Here is a 20,880-nt window from a genome sequence, read left to right on the forward strand (position 1 = left end):
CGTTAACGACGGGTTTAAGGAAGATCGTCACGACCGGTAGTCCGCGTTGATCGCGATGTAGCCTTCGGTCAGGTCGCAGGTCCAGACCCGGGCGGACCCTCGCCCGAGGCCGATGTCCACCGCGACCAGGATGTTTTCGTTCTTCATGTAGGCCGAGGCGACAGCCTCGTCGTAATCCGGGTCGCGCGCGCCGCGATGAGCGACGCGGACATGCCCGAACCGGATCGTGAGAAGATCGCGGTCCGCCGGCTCGCCCGCCTTGCCGACCGCCATGACGACGCGGCCCCAGTTGGCGTCCTCGCCGGCGATCGCCGTCTTCACCAGCGGGGAGTTGGCGATCGACAGCGCGATCCTGTGCGCGGAGGCGTCGCTCTCCGCGCCTTCGACCTCGACGGTGACGAATTTGCGCGCGCCCTCGCCGTCCCGCGCGACGAGCTGGGCGAGCTCGGCGAGCAGGTCCTCGAAGGCCGCCGCGAACGCGCCGAGCGCCGGATCGGCGGGGTCGGCGATCGGCGTGTTGCCCGCCTGACCGGTCGCGAAGGCGAGCAGCGTGTCGGAGGTCGAGGTGTCTCCGTCGACCGTCACGCAGTTGAAGGTTCGGGTGACGGCGCTGGAAACGATCTGCTGCAGCGCGCCGGCGGATATCGCCGCATCGGTCGCCACGAAGGACAGCATGGTCGCCATGTCCGGCGCGATCATGCCCGAGCCCTTTGCAATCCCGTTGATCGTGACCGTCCGCCCCCCGATCGACGTCTGTCGCGTCGCAAGCTTGGGGAAGGTGTCGGTCGTCATGATCGCGCGGGCGGCCGCTTCCCAGCCGTCTCCCGCATTCGCGGCGACGAGTCCGTCCATCACGCCCGCAAATTTCGAGGCGTCGAGCGGCTCGCCTATGACCCCGGTGGAGGCGAGGAAGACCTCGTCCTCGGAACAGCCGACGGCCTTGGCCGCCAGCTCCGCCGTGAGCCTCGTCGCGGCGCGGCCGCTCGCCCCCGTGAAGGCGTTGGCGTTGCCGGAGTTGACGACCAGCGCCCTTATCGTTCCGCCGCCGACCCGCTCGCGGCACCATTCGACAGGCGCGGACGGGCAGCGCGAGCGGGTGAATACGCCGGCGACCGAGGCGCCCGGCGTAAAGGTCGCGAGCAGCACGTCGGTGCGGCCGGCGTAGCGGATGCCGGCCGCCGCCGTCGCCATCCTGACGCCAGCGATGGGAGGAAGCGCCGGAAGAGATTTCGGCGCGAGCGGCGAAACGGCGATCGACATGGTCGGCTTGGTCCGCGGTCCAGTGGTTGAACGGCGGCCGCGCCGCGGCTCACAAGCCGCGACGCGGCCGCCGTGACGGTCGTGCGGGAGGCCGCCGGTCCGGCGGCGGACGCGCTTACTTGGGTGCGGTGGGCGCTTCCGGGGTGACGCTCGGATCGCCGCCGGCGTCCGGCAGCGGCACGGGAGGAGCGGAAGGCTTGCCGGCTTCTGTGCGCTCGACCTTGGCGTCGTTGCGCAGCTTCAGGACGAGATCCTGCTGGGCCGTGCGCACCACATAGTTCTCGATTTGCGGGCGGACCTGATCGAAGGGTGGAACCGGCCGCGTACGCTTCTCGTCGACCTTGATGACGTGGTAGCCGAACTGCGTCTTCACGGGCTCGGAGACCTTGCCCGGTTCGAGCTTGAACGCCGCGTCGTCGAACTCCGGCACCATCTGTCCGCGCTGGAAGAAGCCGAGGTCTCCGCCGCGCTTGGCCGAGCCCGGATCGATCGAGACCTCGTTCGCGATCTTGGCGAAGTCCTCGCCCTTCGAAAGCCGGTCCTCGACCTTCTTCGCCTCGTCCTCAGTCCTCACGAGGATATGGCGGGCGTGCACCTCCTCCTCGGGCTTAATGTTCTTCGCGGTCTCGTCGTAGAGCTTGTGAAGCCGCTCGTCGGTTACGGCCGATTTTGCCTCCCGCTGAAGAAGCTCCTCCATCAACGCGCGATCGGTGAGATAGGCGACGCGCTTCTTGAAGGCCTCGGTCTCGCCGAGCTTGTCCTTCTCGGCGGCGCGCGCCGCAAGTTTCAGATCGATCAGATAGTTCAGCGCGTAGTCCTTGCGCTGAGGCTCGGTCATCGAAGCCATCGACTGCTCGAGATCCTCGCTCGCCACCGCGACGTCGCCAGCGGTGATAGGGGCGCCGTCGATGGTCGCGAGAACCGTCGAGGGATCCTGGGCGGGCGCGGCCTGCGGAGCGGCGGCTGGCGGCGGCGGAGTCTGGGCTAAGGACGGCGTCGCAGCGGCCAGGGACAGAGCGAGCGTCGCTCCAAGCGCAGCGTAGCGCCGGCTCCGCAAGGCAGAAAATGTCATGGAGACCATCCGTTTTGAGCGTCCAGGCGCCCCCGATCGGCGCGGGAATGTGTCCGAAAGGCCTCGGATTGACAACCCTTCGCCCCCCTCTTATCTCGATCGCTGGCCTATGCTGCGCGAGAAGCGCCTCGGAAAAGAACGAATTTCTGGGCGTTGCGCCGGGTCCCCGATGGCCCACGCAGAGCGGGCTGACGCCCGCGACCGGTTAAAGTCCGCGTCATCGAGAAAGGTTTCTTCATGTTTGGCGGCCTCGCCCGACGCCTGTTCGGCTCATCCAACGAACGCCGCGTGAAGGCGCTGCGCGGTCGCGTCGCCGCGATCAACGCGCTGGAGCCCGAAATCTCCGCGCTTACCGACGAGCAGCTCAGGGCCAAGACGTCCGAGTTCCGCGAGCAGATCGCGGCCGGCGCCTCGCTCGACGACCTGCTCGTGCCAGCATTCGCGGTGGTCCGGGAGGCGGCCAAGCGCGTGCTCGGCCAGCGCCATTTCGACGTGCAGTTGATGGGCGGCATGACGCTGCATGAAGGCCGGATCGCCGAGATGAAGACCGGCGAAGGCAAGACGCTGGTCTCGACGCTCGCGGCCTATCTCAACGCGCTCTCCGGCAAGGGCGTCCACGTCGTCACCGTCAACGACTACCTCGCGCAGCGCGACTCGGGCTGGATGGGGCGCGTCCACGGGTTCCTGGGCCTGTCGGTCGGGGTCATCGTCCACGGCCTCGACGACGACGAGCGCCGCGACGCCTACGCCTGCGACATCACCTACGCGACCAACAACGAGCTCGGCTTCGACTATCTGCGCGACAACATGAAGTACGATGTCCGCGCGATGGTCCAACGCGGCCACGCCTACGCGATCATCGACGAGGTGGACTCGATCCTGGTCGACGAGGCGCGCACGCCGCTCATCATCTCCGGGCCGATGGAGGACCGCTCCGATCTTTATGTCGCGGTGGACGCGATCGTCCCGCAGCTCCTCGACGAGGATTACGAGGTCGACGAGAAGCAGCGCACTGCGACCCTGACCGAGGCGGGCAACGAACACATCGAGCGCCTTCTGGAAGAGGCCGGGCTGCTCAAGGGCGACAATCTCTACGACGTTGAGAACGTCACGGTCGTCCATCACGTCAATCAGGCGCTGCGCGCCCACAAGCTGTTCCAGAAGGACAAGGACTACATCGTCCGCGGCGACGAGGTGGTGATCATCGACGAGTTCACCGGCCGCATGATGCCGGGCCGCCGCTATTCGGAAGGCCTGCATCAGGCGCTCGAGGCGAAGGAGCGGGCGAAGATCCAGCCCGAGAACCAGACGCTCGCCTCGATCACGTTCCAGAACTATTTCCGCATGTACTACAAGCTGTCCGGCATGACCGGCACGGCGCTGACCGAGGCCGACGAGCTGCTCGACATCTACGGCCTCGAGGTCGTCGAGATGCCGACCAACCTGCCGGTCGCCCGCAAGGACGACCATGACGAGGTCTACCGGACCGCGGCCGAGAAGCAGAAGGCGATCATCGAGCTGATCCGCGAGTGCCGCGAGCGGCAGCAGCCGATTCTTGTCGGCACTACGTCGATCGAGAAATCCGAGCAGCTCGCCGAAGCGCTGCAGAAAGCCAAGATCCCGCACCAGGTGCTGAACGCCCGCTATCACGAGCAGGAGGCGTTCATCGTGGCCGAGGCCGGCGTCCCCGGCGCGGTGACGATCGCGACCAACATGGCGGGCCGCGGCACGGACATTCAGCTCGGCGGCAACCTCGAAATGCGCATCGAGCGCGATCTCGCCGACATGGAGGAAGGCCCGGAGCGCGAGGCCCGCGTCGCCGAGATCAAGGCCGACATCGCGGCCAAGAAGCAGGTCGCTCTTGCGGCTGGCGGCCTGTTCGTCGTCGGCACCGAGCGCCACGAGAGCCGGCGCATCGACAACCAGCTCCGCGGCCGCTCCGGCCGCCAGGGCGATCCGGGCCGTTCGCACTTCTTCCTGTCGCTCGAAGACGATTTGATGCGCATCTTCGGATCCGCCCGCATCGACGGCATGCTGCAGAAGCTCGGCATCCAGGAAGGCGAGGCGATCGTCCACCCCTGGGTGAACAAGGCGCTGGAGAAGGCTCAGAAGAAGGTCGAGGCGCGCAACTTCGACATCCGTAAGAACCTGCTGAAATACGACAACGTCATGAACGACCAGCGCAAGGCGGTGTTCGAGCAGCGGCTCGAATTCCTCCAGGCGGAGTCGATCTCGGCGCCGATCGAGGAGATGCGCCACGACGTCATCGAGGACATCGTCGCGCGCCACATCCCCGAGAACGCCTATCCCGAGCAGTGGGATTCGGCGGGGCTCGAGGAGGAGGTGCGCGAGCTGCTGAACCTCGATCTTCCGATCGTCGCCTGGGCCGCGGAAGAGGGCATCGCAGACGAGGAAATCCGCGCGCGCCTCACCAAGGCGGCGGACGAAGCCGCGGCGGACCGCGCGGCGCGTTTCGGCCCGGACGTCACGGCGCAGGTCGAGAAGGCGGTGCTGCTGCAGACCCTCGATCATCTCTGGCGCGAACATCTCGCGACGCTCGACCATCTCCGCCAAGTGATCGGCCTGCGCGGCTACGCCCAGCGCGACCCGCTCAACGAATACAAGTCAGAGGCGTTCGAGCTGTTCCAGGCGATGCTGACGCGGCTGCGCGAGACGGTGACGGCCCAGCTGATGCGGGTGGAGCTTGTGACCTCCCCGCCCCCGCTCGCCGACGAGGGGCTTCCGGACATGCAGGCCACGCACTTCGACCCGCAGACCGGCGAGAACGAGTTCGCCTTCGCCGAAGAGGCGCCCGCCGCGGCGGCCACGGCGGACTCCGTCTATCAGGCGGCGGGCGTCGACCCGAACGATCCCACGACCTGGTCGCGCACGCCGCGCAACGCCTCGTGCCCTTGCGGCTCCGGCAAAAAGTTCAAGCACTGCCACGGCAAGTTCGCGTGACAGCGGACTTGCCGCATGGCCGGGCGGCATTGGGCGTCTAATCAGAGAAGATCTGGATCGGATCAATCCGTGGTCCGAATACCCCACGGGTTTTTGTGGCGGGATGAACAAAAAGCGCCACGTCCGCGGTCTGCGGGCGTGGCGCCTGTGTTTCCGGACCTGGCTGACGTTGCGCCGCGACCTCTCTCAGAGGATTCAGCGCCCGGCGTCAGTTTCCTTCACTGGAAGGAAGAGAAGGCCGAGGCGACCTGTCGATTGGGCTTCGCAGCCGGCGCGACGCTTGCCGAACGGTTCCGCGGCTTAGGGGTCAATGCGGGCTCGGCCTCCGGAGCGGGTTCGGCGGACGCCGGGACCACAGGCGCAGGCTCGGACGCTCCGAACACGCCCTTGATCCAGCCGCCGATGCCTGAAGGCGCGGGCTTCGCCGCCTGCGCAGGCGGCGCGATTGAAGACGCCATCACAGGCGCCTGATCCGGCGCCACTTCACGGGCGGCCGGGGCAGACGGCCTGCGCATAGCGACCGCCGGGGCGACTTGAGTCGCACGCGCGGATTGCCCACCGCTCTCGACCTTGGTGGCCATGGGCGCCTCCTCCGACGGCGCGCCCATCTCGGTCGCGATCGGGGACGTCTTCAGACCCACGGGCGTGGCGCTGGCGACCGAAACCGTCTCGCGGGCGGGACGCACCGAGCCGACCGAAGCGAGCTGCGGCTCGGCCTCCGCCGCAGCGTAAGGCTGGGCCGGCGACGTCATCGGCGTAGCCGCGGCCACCTGCACGAGCGGCTCGTCGAGCGAGCGGCGCATGCGGCCGTTCTGGGCGACGTATTCCGGCGCCGGCGGCTCCTGCTTGCTGAGCTGCGCGATGATGATGTTGTCTGCGCGCTCCTTGGCGGCGACCGCCTTCGCAATCTCCGGCTGCACCTGATAGGTCGGGCACTGCGCCGTCGGCTCGAAGGTCGAGAAGGCGCTCGGAGTGGCGTTGAAGACGTATTTCTTGCCGCAGGCGTCCACCTTCGGCTCGAGCTTCGTCACCTCGAAGTTGTCTGAGCCCTGCTTCAGGTTCTTCCAGAAGGCGATGTTCGGGTTGTCGCGACGGCGCGCCATGTTCTGCGGCGTCATCCGGAACGGCAGCGCCTGCACCTGGAACGCCTTCTGACCGCCGCTGAACGCCTCGCGGGCCAGCGTGTAAATTTCGCCGATCTGCGCGTCGGTCATCGCGTAGCAGCCCGCCGAAAGGCAGTCGCCATGCATCATCACATGCTGGCCGGTGCGGCCGAGCGCGCGGTCATAGGCGTTGGGATAGCCGATGTTGAACGAGAGATAGTAGTTCGAGCGCGGGTTCATCTGCGCCGGCGACACGGAATAGAACCCCTCGGGCGCCTGCTTGTCGCCCTCCTTGATCTTGGGGCCGAGCTTTCCCGAGAAGCGGCAGATGTCGTAGGTCTTCAGCAGCGCATAGCGGCCGTCCGCCTTGCGCTTCTTCCAGACCTCGGCCTTGGAATCTTCCTTGTAGATCCGCAGCAGGATCGGATCCTGACGGCCCATGCCCTTCTCGGTCATCAGCGCGACGGTTTCCGCCGAAAGCGGCTGGATGCTCCGGGCGGCCGGGGCCTGCTCGGACTTGCAGCCAGCAAGCGCAAGCGCGGTCGCTAGAGCAGCCCCTGCAAGCGCTGGGCGTGCTGCGGGCATGGAAAGCCTCCGGAACCGTCGAGGACGTGCGTCCAGCATAGCTAAGATCGATACTATTACTCAATGGTTACCGCAAGCGAGGCGAGCTTGCCGCACCGCTCAGAGACTGCGCCCGATCGTCAGGAATTTCCGGCGACGCTCCGCGCGAATCGCGGCGGGCTCCATTTTCGAGAATCGCGCGAGCGCGCCGTCGATCGCCTCGCCCGTCGCCTTGATCGCGGCGTCGGGGGCGCGGTGGGCGCCGCCGAGCGGCTCAGACACGACGCCGTCCACCACGCCGAGCCTCATCAGGTCGCTCGAGGTGATCTTCATGGCGGTGGCGGCGTCCTGAGCCTTGGCGGCGTCCCGCCAAAGGATCGAGGCTGCGCCTTCCGGCGAGATCACGCTGTAGATCGCGTGCTCGAGCATCAGCACGGCGTTCGCCGTCGCGATCGCGATCGCGCCGCCGGAGCCGCCCTCGCCGATGATCACGGCGATGTTGGGAACCGTCAGGTTGAGGCATGTCTCGGTCGAGCGGGCGATCGCCTCGGCCTGGCCGCGCTGCTCCGCCTCGATGCCGGGGAAAGCGCCCGCTGTGTCGACCAGCGCGATGATCGGAAGGCCGAAACGGTCGGCCATCTCCATCAGGCGGATCGCCTTGCGGTAGCCTTCCGGCCGCGCCATTCCAAAATTGTGCTTCAACCGGGTCTCGGTGTCGGCGCCCTTCTCTTGGCCGATCACCATCACCGGCCGACCGCGGAACCTGCCGGGACCTCCCATGATCGCCTCGTCCTCGCCGAACAGGCGATCGCCGGCGAGCGGGGTGAAGTCCTCGATCAGGCCCTTCACGAAATCGATGAAATGCGGGCGGTTCGGATGCCGGGCTACGAGCGTCTTCTGCCACGGCGTGAGCGAGGCGTAGAGCTCCTTCAGCGCCTGCCGGGACTTGGTCTCCAGCCGGCGCACCTCCTCGTCGATGCCGACGGCGTCGCCGTTTTCTCCGAGCGTACGGAGTTCCGCGATCTTGGCCTGCAGCTCCGCGACCGGCTTTTCGAAATCGAGATAGCTTTTCATGCGCCTTGTTCTGCGCCGTCGACGCCGGGAGGGTGGCGGTGGTCCTGCAGAGCGCGCGCACAGTTGGTCGTGCGAGGCCCAAAAGTCAACATCGCCCGATCGTTATGGCGGCTCGGCGTCGCCCAGCGGATGCAGATCGCGCACCATCGCCCGCGCGCGCTCGTCCAGCACATGAGTGTAGATCTGCGTCGTCGCGATGTCGGCGTGACCGAGCATCTGCTGAACGGCGCGCAGATCCGCCCCGTTCTGCACGAGATGGCTCGCGAATGCGTGGCGCAGCACGTGCGGGCTGACCTTCGCCGCGGGCAAGCCTGCGCGCGCGGCCGCGGCCTTCAGGTCGCGGGCGAAGACCTGGCGGGTGAGATGGCCGCTCTCCCCGCCGCCAGGGAACAGCCAGGGACTTCCGTCGCCGCCTCCGAACTCCGCCAGCGCGGCGAGGTATTCGCCCATGGCGCGCTTCGCGAGCGGCGTCAGAGGCACGAGCCGCTCGCGGCCGCCCTTGCCCTTCACTGCGATCGCGGCCGCTTCGGCGCGCGCAGCCGATCGCGGCAGCGCGACCAACTCGGAGACGCGCAACCCCGTCCCGTAGGCGAGCTCCAGCAGGCAGGCGAGCCGGAGCGCCGAGAGTCGCGCGCGGGGCGTGGGCTCGAATCCTGGATCGGCCGCGGCGGCGATCAGCTGCTCCATGTCGGAAACGGCGAGCGACTTCGGCAGCGGCCGGCCGCGCCGTGGGCCTTCGAGCGAGGCGGTGGGATCGTCGGAGCGGATAGCGTCAGCGTAGAGAAACTTGTGGAACTGGCGCACCGCTGACAGTTTCCGCGCCGCCGACGAGGTCCGGAAGCCGCGGGCTGCGAGATCGGCGACATGGGCCCGCACGTCCTCAGCCGCGGCCTTAAGCGGATCGGAGCCACGGTCTGCGAGAAACGAGACATAGTCCTCAAGGTCGCGGGAATAGGCCGCCAGCGTGTTCTTCGCAGCCCCGCGTTCGGCGCTCGCCATTTCGAGGAAGGCCTCGACGTGCCGCCACGCCGAGGACGGCGCGCTCATCGCGTCGACGTCGCGCTTTCGGCGGCCGCCTCGGCCCCCGCCGTCTTCGGATGAACGGTCGCGGCCGCTTCCGGCGGTGCGCCTTTAAGCCGGGCGGCCGGGATCGTCACCGTCATCTCGCGCGTCCGCGGGCTGACAAAGGTCGCGAGCGCATAGATCGCGCCGAACCCGACCGCGCCGACGATGGCGACCAGTGTGAGGAAACGCATCAGGCTCGGCATGGCGCCACTCTCAACGCGGCCATGGCCGCGCGCCCCGTCCACTAATCAACACGGGCGCGCGCCATCGGCAACTGTCGAAGATTGTATGCAAGCGACCTTAGGAATAGGTTGCGCCGCTTCCCCCGCCGCCCGCGCTATCTGGCCCGCTCCATGACCACGACGCGACATTTCGAGGACGGCGGGGATGGATGTCCGGATCGCGGCTCTGGAGCCGAGCCCTGCGCCCTCGCCAGCGGCGCCGCCGGCCTGCGCGAGGCGCTGGGCCCCCGCTCGATTGTGCTGGTCGGGATGATGGGCGCAGGCAAGACCTCCGTCGGCCGAAGGCTGGCGCTGGCGCTCGATCTGCCATTCGTCGACGCCGACGCCGAGATCGAGGCGCGTGCAGGCATGACCATCCCCGAACTGTTCGAGAAACATGGCGAGCCTTATTTCCGCGCAGGCGAAGCCCGGGTCATCGCCCGACTGCTCGAGGGCGGTCCGCAGGTGCTCGCAACCGGCGGGGGCGCCTGGATGAATCCTGAGACGCGGGAGCGGGTGGCGGCCGCCGGCGTCTCGGTCTGGCTTAAGGCCGAGATCGATGTCCTGCTGAAGCGGGTCCGCAAGCGGGCGAACCGGCCCTTGCTGGCGTCCGACCCCGAAGCGACGCTCCGGGCTCTGGCCGGGGCGCGTTATCCGCTATACGCGCTGGCCGACCTCTCTGTCGTCTCGCGGGACACCCCGCACGACCACGTGGTCGCGGAGTTGATCGCCGCGCTTCATCGGCGGCTGATCGGCGAGGCTTGCGAGGAGAAGAGCTCATGACCGCGATCCATGTCGCCGACGACGAGCGCGTCCGCGTCGCGCTCGCTGATCGCTCCTACGACATCCTGATCGGCCGCGATCTGCTGGCCGAGGCCGGCGCGCATGTCGCAGCGCTCGGCGCGCGGACGATCGGCGTCGTCACGGATGAAAACGTCGCCGCGATCCATCTGCCGGCGGTCGCCGCATCGCTCCGCCGTCACGGCCTGACGGTGGAGACCGTGATCGTTCCGGCCGGCGAGAAGTCGAAATCGTTCGAGACGCTCGGCTTCGTCGTCGACGGCCTGATCGCCGCCCGCGTGGAGCGCGGCGACGTGGTGCTGGCGCTGGGCGGCGGGGTCGTCGGCGATCTCGCGGGCTTCGCCGCGGCGATCCTGCGGCGCGGTGTGCGCTGCGTTCAGGCGCCAACCAGCCTGCTCGCCCAGGTCGACAGCTCCGTCGGGGGAAAGACCGGCATTAATTCGCCGCGTGGCAAGAACCTGATCGGGGCCTTTCACCAGCCGAGCCTCGTCCTCGCGGACACCAGCGCGCTCGACACGCTCCCGCCCCGCGAATTCCGCGCGGGCTACGCCGAGGTCGCGAAATACGGGCTGATCGACGACGAAGCCTTTTTCGGCTGGCTCGAGGCGAACCACGCTGAGGTGTTCGCAGGCGGGCCTGCGCGGACCCGCGCGATCGCGACGAGCTGCCGCGCGAAGGCGGGTGTTGTCGCACGGGACGAGCACGAGCATGGCGATCGGGCGCTGCTCAATCTCGGCCACACCTTCGGCCATGCGCTGGAGGCCGAGGTCGCTTATGACGGCACGCGCCTGATCCACGGCGAGGGCGTTGCGATCGGCATGGCGATGGCGTTCCGATTCTCCGCGGCGCTCGGCCTTGCGGCGCCTGCGGACGCCCGGCGCGTCGAAGCCCATCTCGCGGCGGTCGGGTTGCCGACAAGCCCGAAGGCGGTGCCCGGCCCGCTCGGCGGGCCCGAGGCGCTGTTCCGCCACATGCAGCAGGACAAGAAGGTCGAGCGGGGCAGGCTGACCTTCATCCTCGCGCACGGCGTCGGACAGAGCTTCGTCTCCCGCGACGTCGAGGCGGCGCAGGTGATGGCTTTTCTGGAAAGCGAGCTCGCCTGACGCGCCGCCGAAGTCAGGATTTCGGTGCGGGACGCCTGATCCAGGGCCGTGCGCCCGCGGGAACCTCGGTCTGCATGGAAGAGCCCATCGGCTGCTGATAGAACGGCACGTCAGGCCATTTCCCGGCCGCGAGCTGACCGCGCGTCACAGGGTTCGCCACCTCGAAGGCGTCGAAGCCGCAGCGGCGCATCAGCGGCATCTGGTCGATCAGCACATCGCCGGTGGCGCGGACTTCGCCCCTGAAGCCGTAGCGCTCGCGCAACAGTCGGGCGATCGACATCCCGCGCCCGTCCGAATATTTCGGAAACGCCACCACCACGAGAGAGACCCGGTCGAGATGCGGCGCAAGCTCCTCAATCGCCTCGCTTGGCTCGACTAGGACGCCAAGCGGCGAATTTCGCGCGGTCAGCGCGTCGCGTTCCGCGAGGAAGCGCTCAAGCGGCATGATCGCCGGGCCGTCGCCGACGGCCTCTTCGTCGCCGACGCGAGACCATTCATCGTGCTCGAAGCGCCCGTTACGCCAGAGCGACAGATCGGCGGCGTCGTTTGAAGTCATCTCGGTCCCGTCATTGCGCACGGCGCGAAGCGCCGGGGCCGGAGCGTTAGCCGAAAAAGCCCGGCCACGCTGCAGTCGATCTTCCTCGCGGTCGATCCGCCGCGGCTGGGGAGAGAACGTCATATGCCGCTGCCCTCATGTTCCATAGCCTTGTGGATGTGAATGCCGCATTCGGTCTTGTCGCTGCCCCTCCAGCGCCCCGCGCGTGGATCCTCGCCCGGCTTCACGCGAGTCGTGCAGGGCATGCATCCGACCGAGAGGTAGCCAAACCTGACAAGCGGATGCGCCGGAAGGTCGTGGGCGACGCGATACGCCTCAACGTCCCTGGACGTCCATTCCGCGAGCGGATTGATCTTGATCCGGTGGCCGTCGGCTTCGAACAAAGGAAGCTCCGCCCTGAGGGCGTTTTGGAAGCGCTTTCGGCCGGATATCCATGCGGGAAAATCCGCCAGCGCCTCCGCGAGCGGCTCCACCTTCCGGATGCGGCAGCACAGGTCCGGGCTCGACTGCCAGAGGAAGTTCTCAGGATCGAACCGCTGTGCGCGCTCCTGCTTGGGCCTGATCGTGCGCACGTTCGTCAGGCCGAGGCGGCCGACCAGCACGTCGCGATAGGCCAGCGTTTCCTCGAACAATTGGCCGGTGTCGATAAAGAGCACGGGCGTAGCCGCATCGATCTCAGAGACGAGATGGAGCAGCACGGCGGAGTCCGCGCCGAAGCTCGAGACCATCGCGACCCGGTTGCGGAACAGCGTGCCGATCGCGGCGCTCAGAATCTCCTGCGCGCTCTGTCCGCGGTGACGGCGGTCGAGATACGCGGAGAGCGACGTCGCGCGTTCGGCGAGCCGCGCCTTGCTCACCTCGGGGAGGGGCAGGTCAGGCCGCTCCATAGAGGGCCTCCTTGAAGGGCCTCTGCCCGAGCCTGCGAACCGCGGCGAGAAAGGTCTCATCAGGCCCTTCACGGAGTTTCAGATAGGTTTCGACCACCGTCTCCACGGCCTCGGCCACTTCGTCGCCCTTGAAGGCGGGCCCGACCAGCGTGCCCACGGCCGCGGTCTCGTCGCCGGAGCCGCCGAGCGTGATCTGGTAGACCTCCTCGCCCTTCTTATCGACGCCAAGCAGGCCGATGTGCCCGACATGGTGATGGCCGCAGGCGTTGATGCAGCCGGAGATCTTGATCTTGAGCTCGCCGATCTCCTTCTGCCGCTCAGGCGCGCCGAAACGCTTCGACAGATCCTGCGCGAGCGGGATCGAACGGGTGTTCGCCAAGGCGCAATAGTCGAGGCCCGGGCAGCAGATGATGTCGGTCACGAGGCCCGCGTTGCCTTGCGCGAGGCCATGCTCGGACAGAGCCGCATAGAGCGCCGGAATGTCGTCCAGAGCGACGTGCGGCAGCACCAAGTTCTGCTCGTGGCTGACCCGGATCTCGCTTTCGCTGTAGCGCTCGGCGAGGTCGGCCACGGCGTCCATCTGGTCGGCCGAGGCGTCGCCGGGCACGGCGCCGATCGCCTTCAGCGACACGGTGACGACGCCATAGCCTGGCGTCTTGTGCGCCGACACGTTGTTTTCGGCGAAAGCCGCGAATTCGCGGCTGTCGGCCTTCGCGGCCTCGAAGACGCTGGACCGAACAGATTTTTCCGGCAAAGCCGGCGGCGCGAAATACGCCGTGATGCGCTCGATCTCCTCGTCGGGAAGCCGCAACAGCTCGGTCTGGCGAACGTCTTCGAACTCCGCCTCGATCTGGCGGGTGATCTCGGCGGCGCCGGTCTCATGGACGAGGATCTTGATCCGCGCCTTGTATTTGTTGTCGCGCCGCCCGTGGAGGTTGTAGACCCGCATGATCGCCTCGACGTAAGCGAGAAGATCCTCCTCCGGAAGGAAGTCCCGGACCCTATGGGCGATCATCGGCGTGCGACCCTGACCGCCGCCGACGAACACGGCAAAACCGATCTTGCCCGTGGCGCTCCGCTTCAGCTCGAGGCCGATGTCGTGGAGCTGGATCGCAGCGCGGTCGCGCGGAGAGCCAATCAGCGCGATCTTGAACTTGCGCGGCAGGAACGAGAATTCGGGGTGGATCGACGACCACTGCCGCAGGATTTCGGCGTAGGGGCGCGGATCCGCGATCTCGTCGGCGGCTGCGCCGGCGAAATGGTCGGTCGTGACGTTGCGGATGCAATTGCCTGAGGTCTGGAGCGCATGCATCTCGACCGACGCCAGATCGTCGAGAATCGCCGGGATGTCCTTCAGGGCCGGCCAGTTGAACTGCAGGTTCTGCCGCGTCGTGAAGTGCCCGTAGCCGCGGTCATAGGTCCGCGCGATGTGCGCGAGCATCCTCATCTGGCGCGCCGACAGCGTGCCGTATGGCACCGCGATGCGCAGCATGTAGGCGTGAAGCTGCAGATAGACGCCGTTCATGAGCCGCAGGGGCTTGAACTGGTCTTCGGTCAGTTCACCAGACATCCGCCGTTCCACCTGATCGCGGAACTGGGCGATCCGGGAACTGACGAAGTCGCGATCGAACTCATCGTAACGATACATTTCGATGCTCCTCAGGCGCCGGTCGGCCGCCAAAGCTCTGGATGGATCGTCGGGCCCTCGGCGCGAATCCGTTCGCGCAGACGGAGAGCTCGGAGGCCGCCTCCGTCGCGCGCGACGTCGATCGCATAAGACTCAACGACGGCGCGGTCCGTTTCTGCCTTCTTGCCCGCCGCGAGCCCGGCTTCAAGCGCCTCGGGGCCTTCGAGCGGAGCCGCCGCGCCGAGCCGCTCGGTCCAGCCGCCGGCCGGATCGAGATAGACGACGACGCCGTCATCAAGACGGTTGGCGGTGACGACCTGTATCGCGGCCTTGGTTCGGGCCGCGGATTTCTGGATAGGGGCAGACATCTGGTGACTTTCTTCAGGCGGCCTGGACCGCCTTCGGCCCGACGCCGACAAGAGGCGAGGCATTTTCGAGCGCCGCGTGAGCGAGCGCCTCGCCGATCAGGATGAGCACTGGCCCGGTGACGTCGTGGCGGTCGGCCAAGGCGGGCAAATCTCTCAAGTATCCGGACAGAACCCGCTCGTCCGAGCGGGCAGCGTTCTCGATTGCAACGACCGGCGTGCCGGCGGCCAGACCGGCCTCCATGAGGCGCCCCGCGACGGCGCCGGCGACGGTTCGTCCCATATAGACGGCGACCGTCGCGCCTTGAAGCGCAAGCCCCGCCCATTCCGGCAGAGTGCGACCATCGAGATCGTGGCCGGTCGCGAACACCAGGCTCGACGCCACGCCGCGCAAGGTGAGCGGAACGCGAGCCGAAGCGGCCCCGGCGAACGCCGCCGTGACTCCCGGCACGACTTCGAACGGGATCCCTGCGGCCACAAGCGCCGCCATCTCTTCGCCGGCGCGACCGAACACGAGCGGATCGCCGCTCTTCAGCCGGACCACCCGGCGACCGGCCCGCGCTTCGCGGATCAGGATCGCGTCGATCTCGTGCTGCGTCGCTTCGTGAGCGCCCTTGCGCTTGCCCACCGAAATGCGCTCGGCGTCCCGACGACCCATGGCGATGACGTCGGACGGCACGAGACTGTCGTGAACGATGACATCCGCTTCCTGCAGGATGCGCTGGGCCCGGAGCGTCAAAAGGTCGGTCGCGCCGGGACCTGCGCCCACCAGCCAGACGAACCCAGCGAGGTCAGGCGCCGCCGCCATCATGCGAACAGCCTCGGCGCGGGCGCCCGGAACATCTCCGGCCAAGGCGCGCGCGGCGACAGGTCCGTCGAACAACCGCGCCCAGAAACGCCGGCGGGCCTCGCCGCCGGTTATGACCTGAGCAACGACTCCACGAAGGCTGTCGGCGAGAGCGGCGAGCCGGCCGATGTCAGGGGACAGCATCGCTTCGATCTTCGCGCGGACATGACGCGCGAGCACGGGCGCGGCGCCCTCCGTCCCGATCGCGACAGCGAGCGGAGCTCTGTTGACAATCGCCGGCGTGATGAAGTCGCAGAGCTCGGGACGGTCGACGACGTTGACCGGCACGCCGGTAGCGCGTGCGGCCTCGGCGATCCGTCGATCATCTGCTTCATTCTCCGTCGCAGCGAAGGCCAGCGTCGCGTCCTGCAGATGGATCGGGTCGAATTCGCCGCAGATGAGGTCGGCGCCCAGACGTGCGGCGTCCTCTACGACTTCTCTTTCGGGCGCGCGAGCGACGACGCGAATGCGCGCTTCGGTCTCACCGAGCAGGCGCACCTTGGCCGCCGCCGCGCTCCCGGAGCCGACGACGAGCACCACTTTTCCCGCGACTCTATGAAAGGTCGGAAATGACGTAAGACGAGCCATTATTACAGCCGCTCCAATCGGCCATACAATGATATTTTACATTCAACTTTGCAAGCGCGTCAGAAATAACAAAATTTATTTGTGTATTTAGACGACATATGCCTGGGCTGATTTCGCGCCGGCCCGCACACAGTGCAGTGACCCAAGCCGTCGTTGCATCGAGCCCGGTTGCCGTTTCCCGCATCGCACATTATCACCGTGCTCGGGGACGTCCGGATCGACACTTTGGCGCGCCGCGTGCGGCGCGCGTCCTTTTTGCGTAAGGTGGCTCCATATGTTCCGCAACGTTGCGTCCGTCGTTCCGGCCGCTGCCCTCCGCGCATTTCTGACGCTTTCGCTCGGCGCGCTCGCTACCGCCTCCGAAGCAAACGCGCAGGCGCCTGGACCTATGCCAGTCTCGGTGGCGAGCCCGATCAAGCGCAAGGTCGCGGATGTGGCCGAATTCACTGGCAGATTCGAAGCGTCGGCGCTGGTCGAGGTGCGGGCCCAGGTCAGCGGGCAGCTGATGCAGGTCGCGTTCAAGGACGGCGCGGAGGTCAAGAAGGGCGATCTGCTCTTCAAGATAGATCCGCGCACCTATGAGGCGGCGCTCCAGTCGGCGGAAGCGGCGGTGATCACCGCCAACACACGCATCCAGCTGACGAAGTCCGACGTCGATCGCGCGAAGGATCTGCTCAAGACCGACAACATCTCGGGCCAGGTCGCCCAGCAGCGGACGCAGGCCTACCAGGAGGCGTTGGCGAGCCTGCAGTCCGCGCAGGCGCAAGTCGCGACGGCCAAGCTCAACCTCGAGTGGACCGACGTCCGGTCGCCGATCGACGGCCGCATCGGCCGCAAGCTGGTCACCGAAGGCAACCTGATCGCCGCTGGGGCCAGCTCGACCGTATTGACCACCATCGTCAACGTAAAGCCGATCTATTTCTACTTCGACATCGATGAGCAAAATTTCCTGCGCTACATGAATTACGTCCGCGGCGGCGAGATCAAGCAGGACGAAAACGGCGCGCCGGTCATGGTCTCGCTGCCGGATTCGAATAAGTTCGACATCGATGGGCGCCTCGATTTCCGCGACAACCAGCTCGATCAGCAGACGGGCACGTTGCGACTGCGCGCGACGATCCCCAACCTCGACAGCTTCCTGACGCCCGGCGTCTTCGGCAGGGTGCGGATCCAGATGAGCCCGGAATACGACGCCTTGCTCATCCCCGACGACGCCATCCTGTCGGACCAGACGCGCAAGATCGTCATGACCGTCGGCCCCGACAAGAAAGTCGCGCCCAAGGTGGTCACGCTGGGCCAGCTGAACGACGGCCTGCGGGTCATCAAGTCCGGCCTGGCGCCTACCGATACGATCATCGTCAACGGCCTCATGCGCGCACGTCCCGGCGCCGAGGTCATCCCGCAACCGGTGGATCCCACGAAGCCGGCCGACCAGCAGCACGCCGCCCCCGCAGCCGGCAAGTAAGGGGCGCGCACCATGGGTTTCGGACATTTCTTCGTCGACCGACCGATCTTCGCGTCGGTCGTATCGATCGTGCTGATGATTCTCGGCGCGGTCGGCCTGCTGAACCTGCCGATCGCGCAGTACCCGGAAATCGCGCCGCCGACGATTGTCGTGGCGGCAAGCTATCCGGGCGCGAACGCCGAGACGATCGCCGAAACGGTCGCAGCTCCGCTCGAGCAGCAGATCAACGGCGTCGAGGGCATGATCTACATGAACTCGCTGGCGACAGGCGACGGCCAGTTGCAGCTGACCGTTACCTTCCAGCCCGGCACCAACCAGGACATCGCCCAGGTCCAGGTCCAGAACCGCGTCTCCCAGGCCGATCCCCGCCTGCCGGAAGCTGTGCGCCGCAACGGCGTGACCGTGAACAAGCGGTCGTCGGACTTCCTGATGGTCGTCAACCTGATCTCGCCCAAGAAGTCGCTCGATACGCTCTACATGTCGAACTACGCGTCGGTGAACGTCGTCGATGCGTTGAAGCGCATCGAGGGCGTCGGCGATATCCGCATCTTCGGCGAGCGCGAGCTCAGCTTGCGCGTCTGGCTCGATCCGAACCGGCTCGCAGCCTATGGTCTCGCCTCGAGCGACGTGGTGAGCGCGATTTCCGCGCAGAACGTGCAGGTGTCCGGCGGTTCGCTGGGCGCGCCGCCCTCCCCGCCCGGCACGGCGAGCCAGATCACCGTCACGACGCAAGGCCGCTTCCAGGATCCCGAACAGTTCAAGCAGATCATCGTTCGGGCGACGAACGACGGCCGACTGCTCAGGGTGGGCGACGTCGCGCGCGTCGAGCTCGGCGCGAAGACCTACTCGTCCAACTCTTATCTCGCCGGCGATCCCACTGTCGGCATGGGCGTATTTCAGCGGCCGGGCACCAATGCGACCGAAGCGGCGGAGCAGATCAAGTCGGCGATGGAGACGCTGAAGAAGGCGTTCCCGGAGGATCTCGAATACCGGATCGAATACAATCCGACCGAGTTCATCAACGAGTCGATCGCGGCGGTCGAGGAGACCATCTACGAGGCGATCGCGCTGGTCGTGATCGTCGTCTTCATCTTCCTGCAGTCCTGGCGCGCGGCGATCGTGCCGGTCGCAGCCATCCCGGTGTCGCTGATCGCGACCTTCTTCGTGATGGACGCGTTCGGCTTTTCACTGAACCTCCTGACGCTGTTCGGCCTCATCCTCGCCATCGGCATCGTGGTGGACGACGCGATCGTCGTGGTGGAGAACGTCGAACGAAACATTGCGCTCGGCAAAACGCCGCGCGAGGCGGCGCACGCCACGATGGACGAGGTCGGCACCGCCGTCGTCGCCATCGCGCTGGTGCTGTGCGCCGTGTTCGTGCCGACCGCCTTCATCCCCGGCATCTCTGGCATCTTCTACAAGCAGTTCGCTCTGACCATCGCGACAGCGACGGTCCTGTCGGCGATCGTGTCGCTGACGCTGTCGCCAGCCCTCTGCGCGCTTCTTCTGAAGCCGCACAATCATGGCGGAAAGCGCGGTCTGCTCGCACGCGCGGGCGACGCCTTCAACCGCAACTTCGACAAGGGCGCGCACAAATATTCGCGCACGGTCGGCTGGATGGTCGGCCACCGCTCCATCTTCCTGATCATCTATGTCGGGCTGATCGCAGCGGCCGGCTACATGTTCTCGATCGTGCCGAAGGGCTTTATCCCGCAGGCCGACCAGGGGTACGCAATCCTGGTGGTCCAGTTGCCGGAAGGCGCTAACCTGCAGCGCACCGATGCCGTTGCGCAGCGAGCAAGCGAAATCGCGCGCGGCGTGCCCGGCGTGAAGAGCGCGGTGACGATCGCCGGCTTCAGCGGCGCCACCTTCTCGGCGGCGTCGAACGCCGCGACGAGCTTCATCATCTTCGACTCGTTCGAGAAGCGGAAAGCGTTTGGGGCGGGCCAGCTGGCGCCCGCGATTCTCGGCGAGGCGCAGAAGCGATTGGGCGCAATCCAGGACGCCTTCGTGCTCGCCATCCTGCCGCCGACGGTCCGCGGCATCGGCCAGGGCGGCGGCTTCAAGATGTACGTTCAGGACCGGACCAACCTCGGCTTCTCAGCCCTCGAAGCCTCTGTGAATGAGATGATCGCCAAGGCGAACGCCAGCGGTCAGGTGGCGGGCGTGTTCACCACCTTCAACACACGGGCGCCGCAGGTCTATCTCGACATCGACCGGGTCAAGGCCCAGCAGCTCAACGTGCCGTTGCAGAGCGTGTTCGACGCCCTGCAGACTCTGCTCGGCCAGGCTTACGTGAACGACTTCACGGCGCTTGGACGCACCTTCCAGGTGAACGCGCAGGCCGATGGCCCCTTCCGCGTCAAGCTGGACGACGTCTACCAGTTCAAGGTGGCGGCGACGAACGGCGCGCTGGTGCCGCTCGGAACGCTGATCACGTCGCGCAACCAGACCGGACCGTACACGGTCGAGCGAGAGAACATCTACAACTCGATCGCGGTGCAGGGTAACGCGGCGCCGGGCGTCTCGACCGGCCAGGCGATCGCCTACATGGAGAACCTCTTCTCCCAGATCATGCCCCCGGGCGTGCAGTTCGAATGGGTCGACCTCGCCTATCAGGAGAAGCTGGCGGGCAACACGGCGACCTATGTGTTCGGGCTGGCGATCCTGTTCGTGTTCCTGTTCCTCGCCGCCCAGTACGAGAGCTGGGCCCTGCCGCTCGCCATCATCCTGATCACGCCGTTGTCGCTGCTCGCGGCCTTGCTCGGCGTGCATGCGAGGGCGTCGGACAACAACATCCTGACGCAGATCGGCTTCATCGTTCTGATCGGCCTAGCGGCGAAGAACGCGATCCTGATCGTCGAGTTCGCCCGTCAGCGCGAGGATGAGGGCGAGAGCCCGATGCAGGCCGCGATCGACGCGTGTCGCGACCGTCTGCGTCCGATCATCATGACGTCGCTCGCCTTCTCGCTGGGCGTGGTGCCGCTCGCCTTCGCGACCGGCGCGGCCTCGGAGCTCCGTCAGGCGATCGGCACGGCCGTGCTGTCCGGCATGGTGGGCGTTACGATCCTCGGCCTGTTCCTGACGCCGGTGTTCTATGTCGCGATCCGGCTGCTGGTGAACCGCTTCCGGGGGGATCGGCCGACCGCGGGCGGGAGCCACGGGAACGGCGGTTCGGGCGGCGATCCGAAAACGCCTTCCGGAGACGACGCCGAGGCCAAGCTGAAGTCGATGTCGGACGAGCCCAAGGCCGGCTCCGGGCCAGCGCCGCAGCCGGCGTGAGCCTTTGCGGCAGAGGCCAAAACGGCCTCTGCCGCTTGG

The 20,880-nt window shown here is 66.9% G+C and carries 16 protein-coding genes; 5 read left to right on the forward strand and 11 right to left on the reverse strand.

Going from position 1 to position 20,880, the window contains the following annotated elements; translation table 11 throughout:
• Positions 1 to 27: 27 nt before the first annotated feature.
• The gene (argJ, locus tag PKE75_RS10565) at positions 28 to 1,260 is read right to left on the reverse strand and encodes a bifunctional glutamate N-acetyltransferase/amino-acid acetyltransferase ArgJ (RefSeq protein ID WP_271168690.1); all 1,233 of its coding nucleotides are present in this window, start codon (positions 1,258 to 1,260) and stop codon (positions 28 to 30) included.
• A gap of 115 nt (positions 1,261 to 1,375) precedes the next feature.
• A complete protein-coding gene (locus PKE75_RS10570) occupies positions 1,376 to 2,332 on the reverse strand; it encodes a peptidylprolyl isomerase (RefSeq protein WP_271168691.1) in 957 nt (318 codons plus the stop codon).
• A 237-nt stretch (positions 2,333 to 2,569) separates the two neighbouring features.
• Between PKE75_RS10570 and secA the strand changes: the two genes are divergently transcribed.
• Complete coding sequence (gene secA, locus PKE75_RS10575) at positions 2,570 to 5,293, forward strand: preprotein translocase subunit SecA (RefSeq protein ID WP_271168692.1); 2,724 nt, start codon at positions 2,570 to 2,572, stop codon at positions 5,291 to 5,293.
• A 218-nt stretch (positions 5,294 to 5,511) separates the two neighbouring features.
• Here secA and PKE75_RS10580 read toward each other — a convergent pair whose 3' ends face one another.
• From PKE75_RS10580 to PKE75_RS10595, 4 genes are all read right to left on the reverse strand, one after another.
• Positions 5,512 to 6,981 carry a L,D-transpeptidase family protein gene (locus tag PKE75_RS10580; protein WP_271168693.1) on the reverse strand — a complete coding sequence of 490 codons (1,470 nt, stop codon included), beginning with the start codon at positions 6,979 to 6,981 and terminating at the stop codon, positions 5,512 to 5,514.
• 99 nt (positions 6,982 to 7,080) lie between these two features.
• A complete protein-coding gene (locus PKE75_RS10585; RefSeq protein WP_271168694.1) occupies positions 7,081 to 8,034 on the reverse strand; it encodes an acetyl-CoA carboxylase carboxyltransferase subunit alpha in 954 nt (317 codons plus the stop codon).
• Between the two features lie 102 nt (positions 8,035 to 8,136).
• Positions 8,137 to 9,081 (reverse strand): tyrosine recombinase, encoded by a 945-nt coding sequence (locus PKE75_RS10590; protein WP_271168695.1) that lies wholly within the window; start codon positions 9,079 to 9,081, stop codon positions 8,137 to 8,139.
• Positions 9,078 to 9,302, reverse strand: coding sequence for a hypothetical protein (locus PKE75_RS10595; RefSeq protein WP_271168696.1), 225 nt, complete (start codon positions 9,300 to 9,302; stop codon positions 9,078 to 9,080). Before PKE75_RS10595 ends, PKE75_RS10590 begins: the two co-directional genes overlap by 4 nt.
• Positions 9,303 to 9,452: 150 nt before the next feature.
• Between PKE75_RS10595 and PKE75_RS10600 the strand changes: the two genes are divergently transcribed.
• Positions 9,453 to 10,103 (forward strand): shikimate kinase, encoded by a 651-nt coding sequence (locus PKE75_RS10600; protein WP_271168697.1) that lies wholly within the window; start codon positions 9,453 to 9,455, stop codon positions 10,101 to 10,103.
• Positions 10,100 to 11,224: a 3-dehydroquinate synthase gene (gene aroB / locus PKE75_RS10605; protein WP_271168698.1), complete on the forward strand. Its 1,125-nt coding sequence runs from the start codon at positions 10,100 to 10,102 to the stop codon at positions 11,222 to 11,224. The genes PKE75_RS10600 and aroB overlap by 4 nt, the downstream gene beginning before the upstream one ends.
• Before the next feature lie 13 nt (positions 11,225 to 11,237).
• On the opposite strand, the gene PKE75_RS10610 is transcribed toward aroB, so the two are convergent.
• The 5 genes from PKE75_RS10610 to cysG form a co-directional block, all read right to left on the reverse strand.
• Positions 11,238 to 11,780 (reverse strand): DUF934 domain-containing protein, encoded by a 543-nt coding sequence (locus tag PKE75_RS10610; RefSeq protein ID WP_271168699.1) that lies wholly within the window; start codon positions 11,778 to 11,780, stop codon positions 11,238 to 11,240.
• Between the two features lie 119 nt (positions 11,781 to 11,899).
• Positions 11,900 to 12,667: a phosphoadenylyl-sulfate reductase gene (locus tag PKE75_RS10615; RefSeq protein WP_271168700.1), complete on the reverse strand. Its 768-nt coding sequence runs from the start codon at positions 12,665 to 12,667 to the stop codon at positions 11,900 to 11,902.
• Positions 12,654 to 14,315, reverse strand: coding sequence for a nitrite/sulfite reductase (locus PKE75_RS10620; protein ID WP_271168701.1), 1,662 nt, complete (start codon positions 14,313 to 14,315; stop codon positions 12,654 to 12,656). Before PKE75_RS10620 ends, PKE75_RS10615 begins: the two co-directional genes overlap by 14 nt.
• Before the next feature lie 11 nt (positions 14,316 to 14,326).
• Positions 14,327 to 14,662: a DUF2849 domain-containing protein gene (locus tag PKE75_RS10625; protein ID WP_271168702.1), complete on the reverse strand. Its 336-nt coding sequence runs from the start codon at positions 14,660 to 14,662 to the stop codon at positions 14,327 to 14,329.
• 13 nt (positions 14,663 to 14,675) lie between these two features.
• The gene (cysG, locus tag PKE75_RS10630) at positions 14,676 to 16,094 is read right to left on the reverse strand and encodes a siroheme synthase CysG (protein ID WP_271168703.1); all 1,419 of its coding nucleotides are present in this window, start codon (positions 16,092 to 16,094) and stop codon (positions 14,676 to 14,678) included.
• Between the two features lie 388 nt (positions 16,095 to 16,482).
• On the opposite strand from cysG, the gene PKE75_RS10635 reads away from it, so the two are divergent.
• Both PKE75_RS10635 and PKE75_RS10640 read left to right on the forward strand, forming a co-directional pair.
• The gene (locus tag PKE75_RS10635) at positions 16,483 to 17,559 is read left to right on the forward strand and encodes an efflux RND transporter periplasmic adaptor subunit (protein WP_271168704.1); all 1,077 of its coding nucleotides are present in this window, start codon (positions 16,483 to 16,485) and stop codon (positions 17,557 to 17,559) included.
• Positions 17,560 to 17,571: 12 nt separating this feature from the next.
• On the forward strand, positions 17,572 to 20,841 hold the full coding sequence (locus PKE75_RS10640; protein ID WP_271168705.1) for an efflux RND transporter permease subunit: 3,270 nt from the start codon (positions 17,572 to 17,574) through the stop codon (positions 20,839 to 20,841).
• The last annotated feature ends 39 nt before the right edge of the window (positions 20,842 to 20,880 follow it).

Origin of the sequence: Hansschlegelia plantiphila (assembly GCF_027922265.1) — a bacterium.
Lineage (GTDB): Bacteria > Pseudomonadota > Alphaproteobacteria > Rhizobiales > Methylopilaceae > Methylopila > Methylopila plantiphila.

What these genes read in the sequence shown, in the direction of transcription:
- argJ (WP_271168690.1), bottom strand. Translation starts at nt 1,260, where the DNA reads ATGTCGATCGCCGTTTCGCCGCTCGCGCCGAAATCTCTTCCGGCGCTT.
- PKE75_RS10570 (WP_271168691.1), bottom strand. Translation starts at nt 2,332, where the DNA reads ATGACATTTTCTGCCTTGCGGAGCCGGCGCTACGCTGCGCTTGGAGCG.
- secA (WP_271168692.1), top strand. Translation starts at nt 2,570, where the DNA reads ATGTTTGGCGGCCTCGCCCGACGCCTGTTCGGCTCATCCAACGAACGC.
- PKE75_RS10580 (WP_271168693.1), bottom strand. Translation starts at nt 6,981, where the DNA reads ATGCCCGCAGCACGCCCAGCGCTTGCAGGGGCTGCTCTAGCGACCGCG.
- PKE75_RS10585 (WP_271168694.1), bottom strand. Translation starts at nt 8,034, where the DNA reads ATGAAAAGCTATCTCGATTTCGAAAAGCCGGTCGCGGAGCTGCAGGCC.
- PKE75_RS10590 (WP_271168695.1), bottom strand. Translation starts at nt 9,081, where the DNA reads ATGAGCGCGCCGTCCTCGGCGTGGCGGCACGTCGAGGCCTTCCTCGAA.
- PKE75_RS10595 (WP_271168696.1), bottom strand. Translation starts at nt 9,302, where the DNA reads ATGCCGAGCCTGATGCGTTTCCTCACACTGGTCGCCATCGTCGGCGCG.
- PKE75_RS10600 (WP_271168697.1), top strand. Translation starts at nt 9,453, where the DNA reads ATGACCACGACGCGACATTTCGAGGACGGCGGGGATGGATGTCCGGAT.
- aroB (WP_271168698.1), top strand. Translation starts at nt 10,100, where the DNA reads ATGACCGCGATCCATGTCGCCGACGACGAGCGCGTCCGCGTCGCGCTC.
- PKE75_RS10610 (WP_271168699.1), bottom strand. Translation starts at nt 11,780, where the DNA reads ATGACTTCAAACGACGCCGCCGATCTGTCGCTCTGGCGTAACGGGCGC.
- PKE75_RS10615 (WP_271168700.1), bottom strand. Translation starts at nt 12,667, where the DNA reads ATGGAGCGGCCTGACCTGCCCCTCCCCGAGGTGAGCAAGGCGCGGCTC.
- PKE75_RS10620 (WP_271168701.1), bottom strand. Translation starts at nt 14,315, where the DNA reads ATGTATCGTTACGATGAGTTCGATCGCGACTTCGTCAGTTCCCGGATC.
- PKE75_RS10625 (WP_271168702.1), bottom strand. Translation starts at nt 14,662, where the DNA reads ATGTCTGCCCCTATCCAGAAATCCGCGGCCCGAACCAAGGCCGCGATA.
- cysG (WP_271168703.1), bottom strand. Translation starts at nt 16,094, where the DNA reads ATGGCTCGTCTTACGTCATTTCCGACCTTTCATAGAGTCGCGGGAAAA.
- PKE75_RS10635 (WP_271168704.1), top strand. Translation starts at nt 16,483, where the DNA reads ATGCCAGTCTCGGTGGCGAGCCCGATCAAGCGCAAGGTCGCGGATGTG.
- PKE75_RS10640 (WP_271168705.1), top strand. Translation starts at nt 17,572, where the DNA reads ATGGGTTTCGGACATTTCTTCGTCGACCGACCGATCTTCGCGTCGGTC.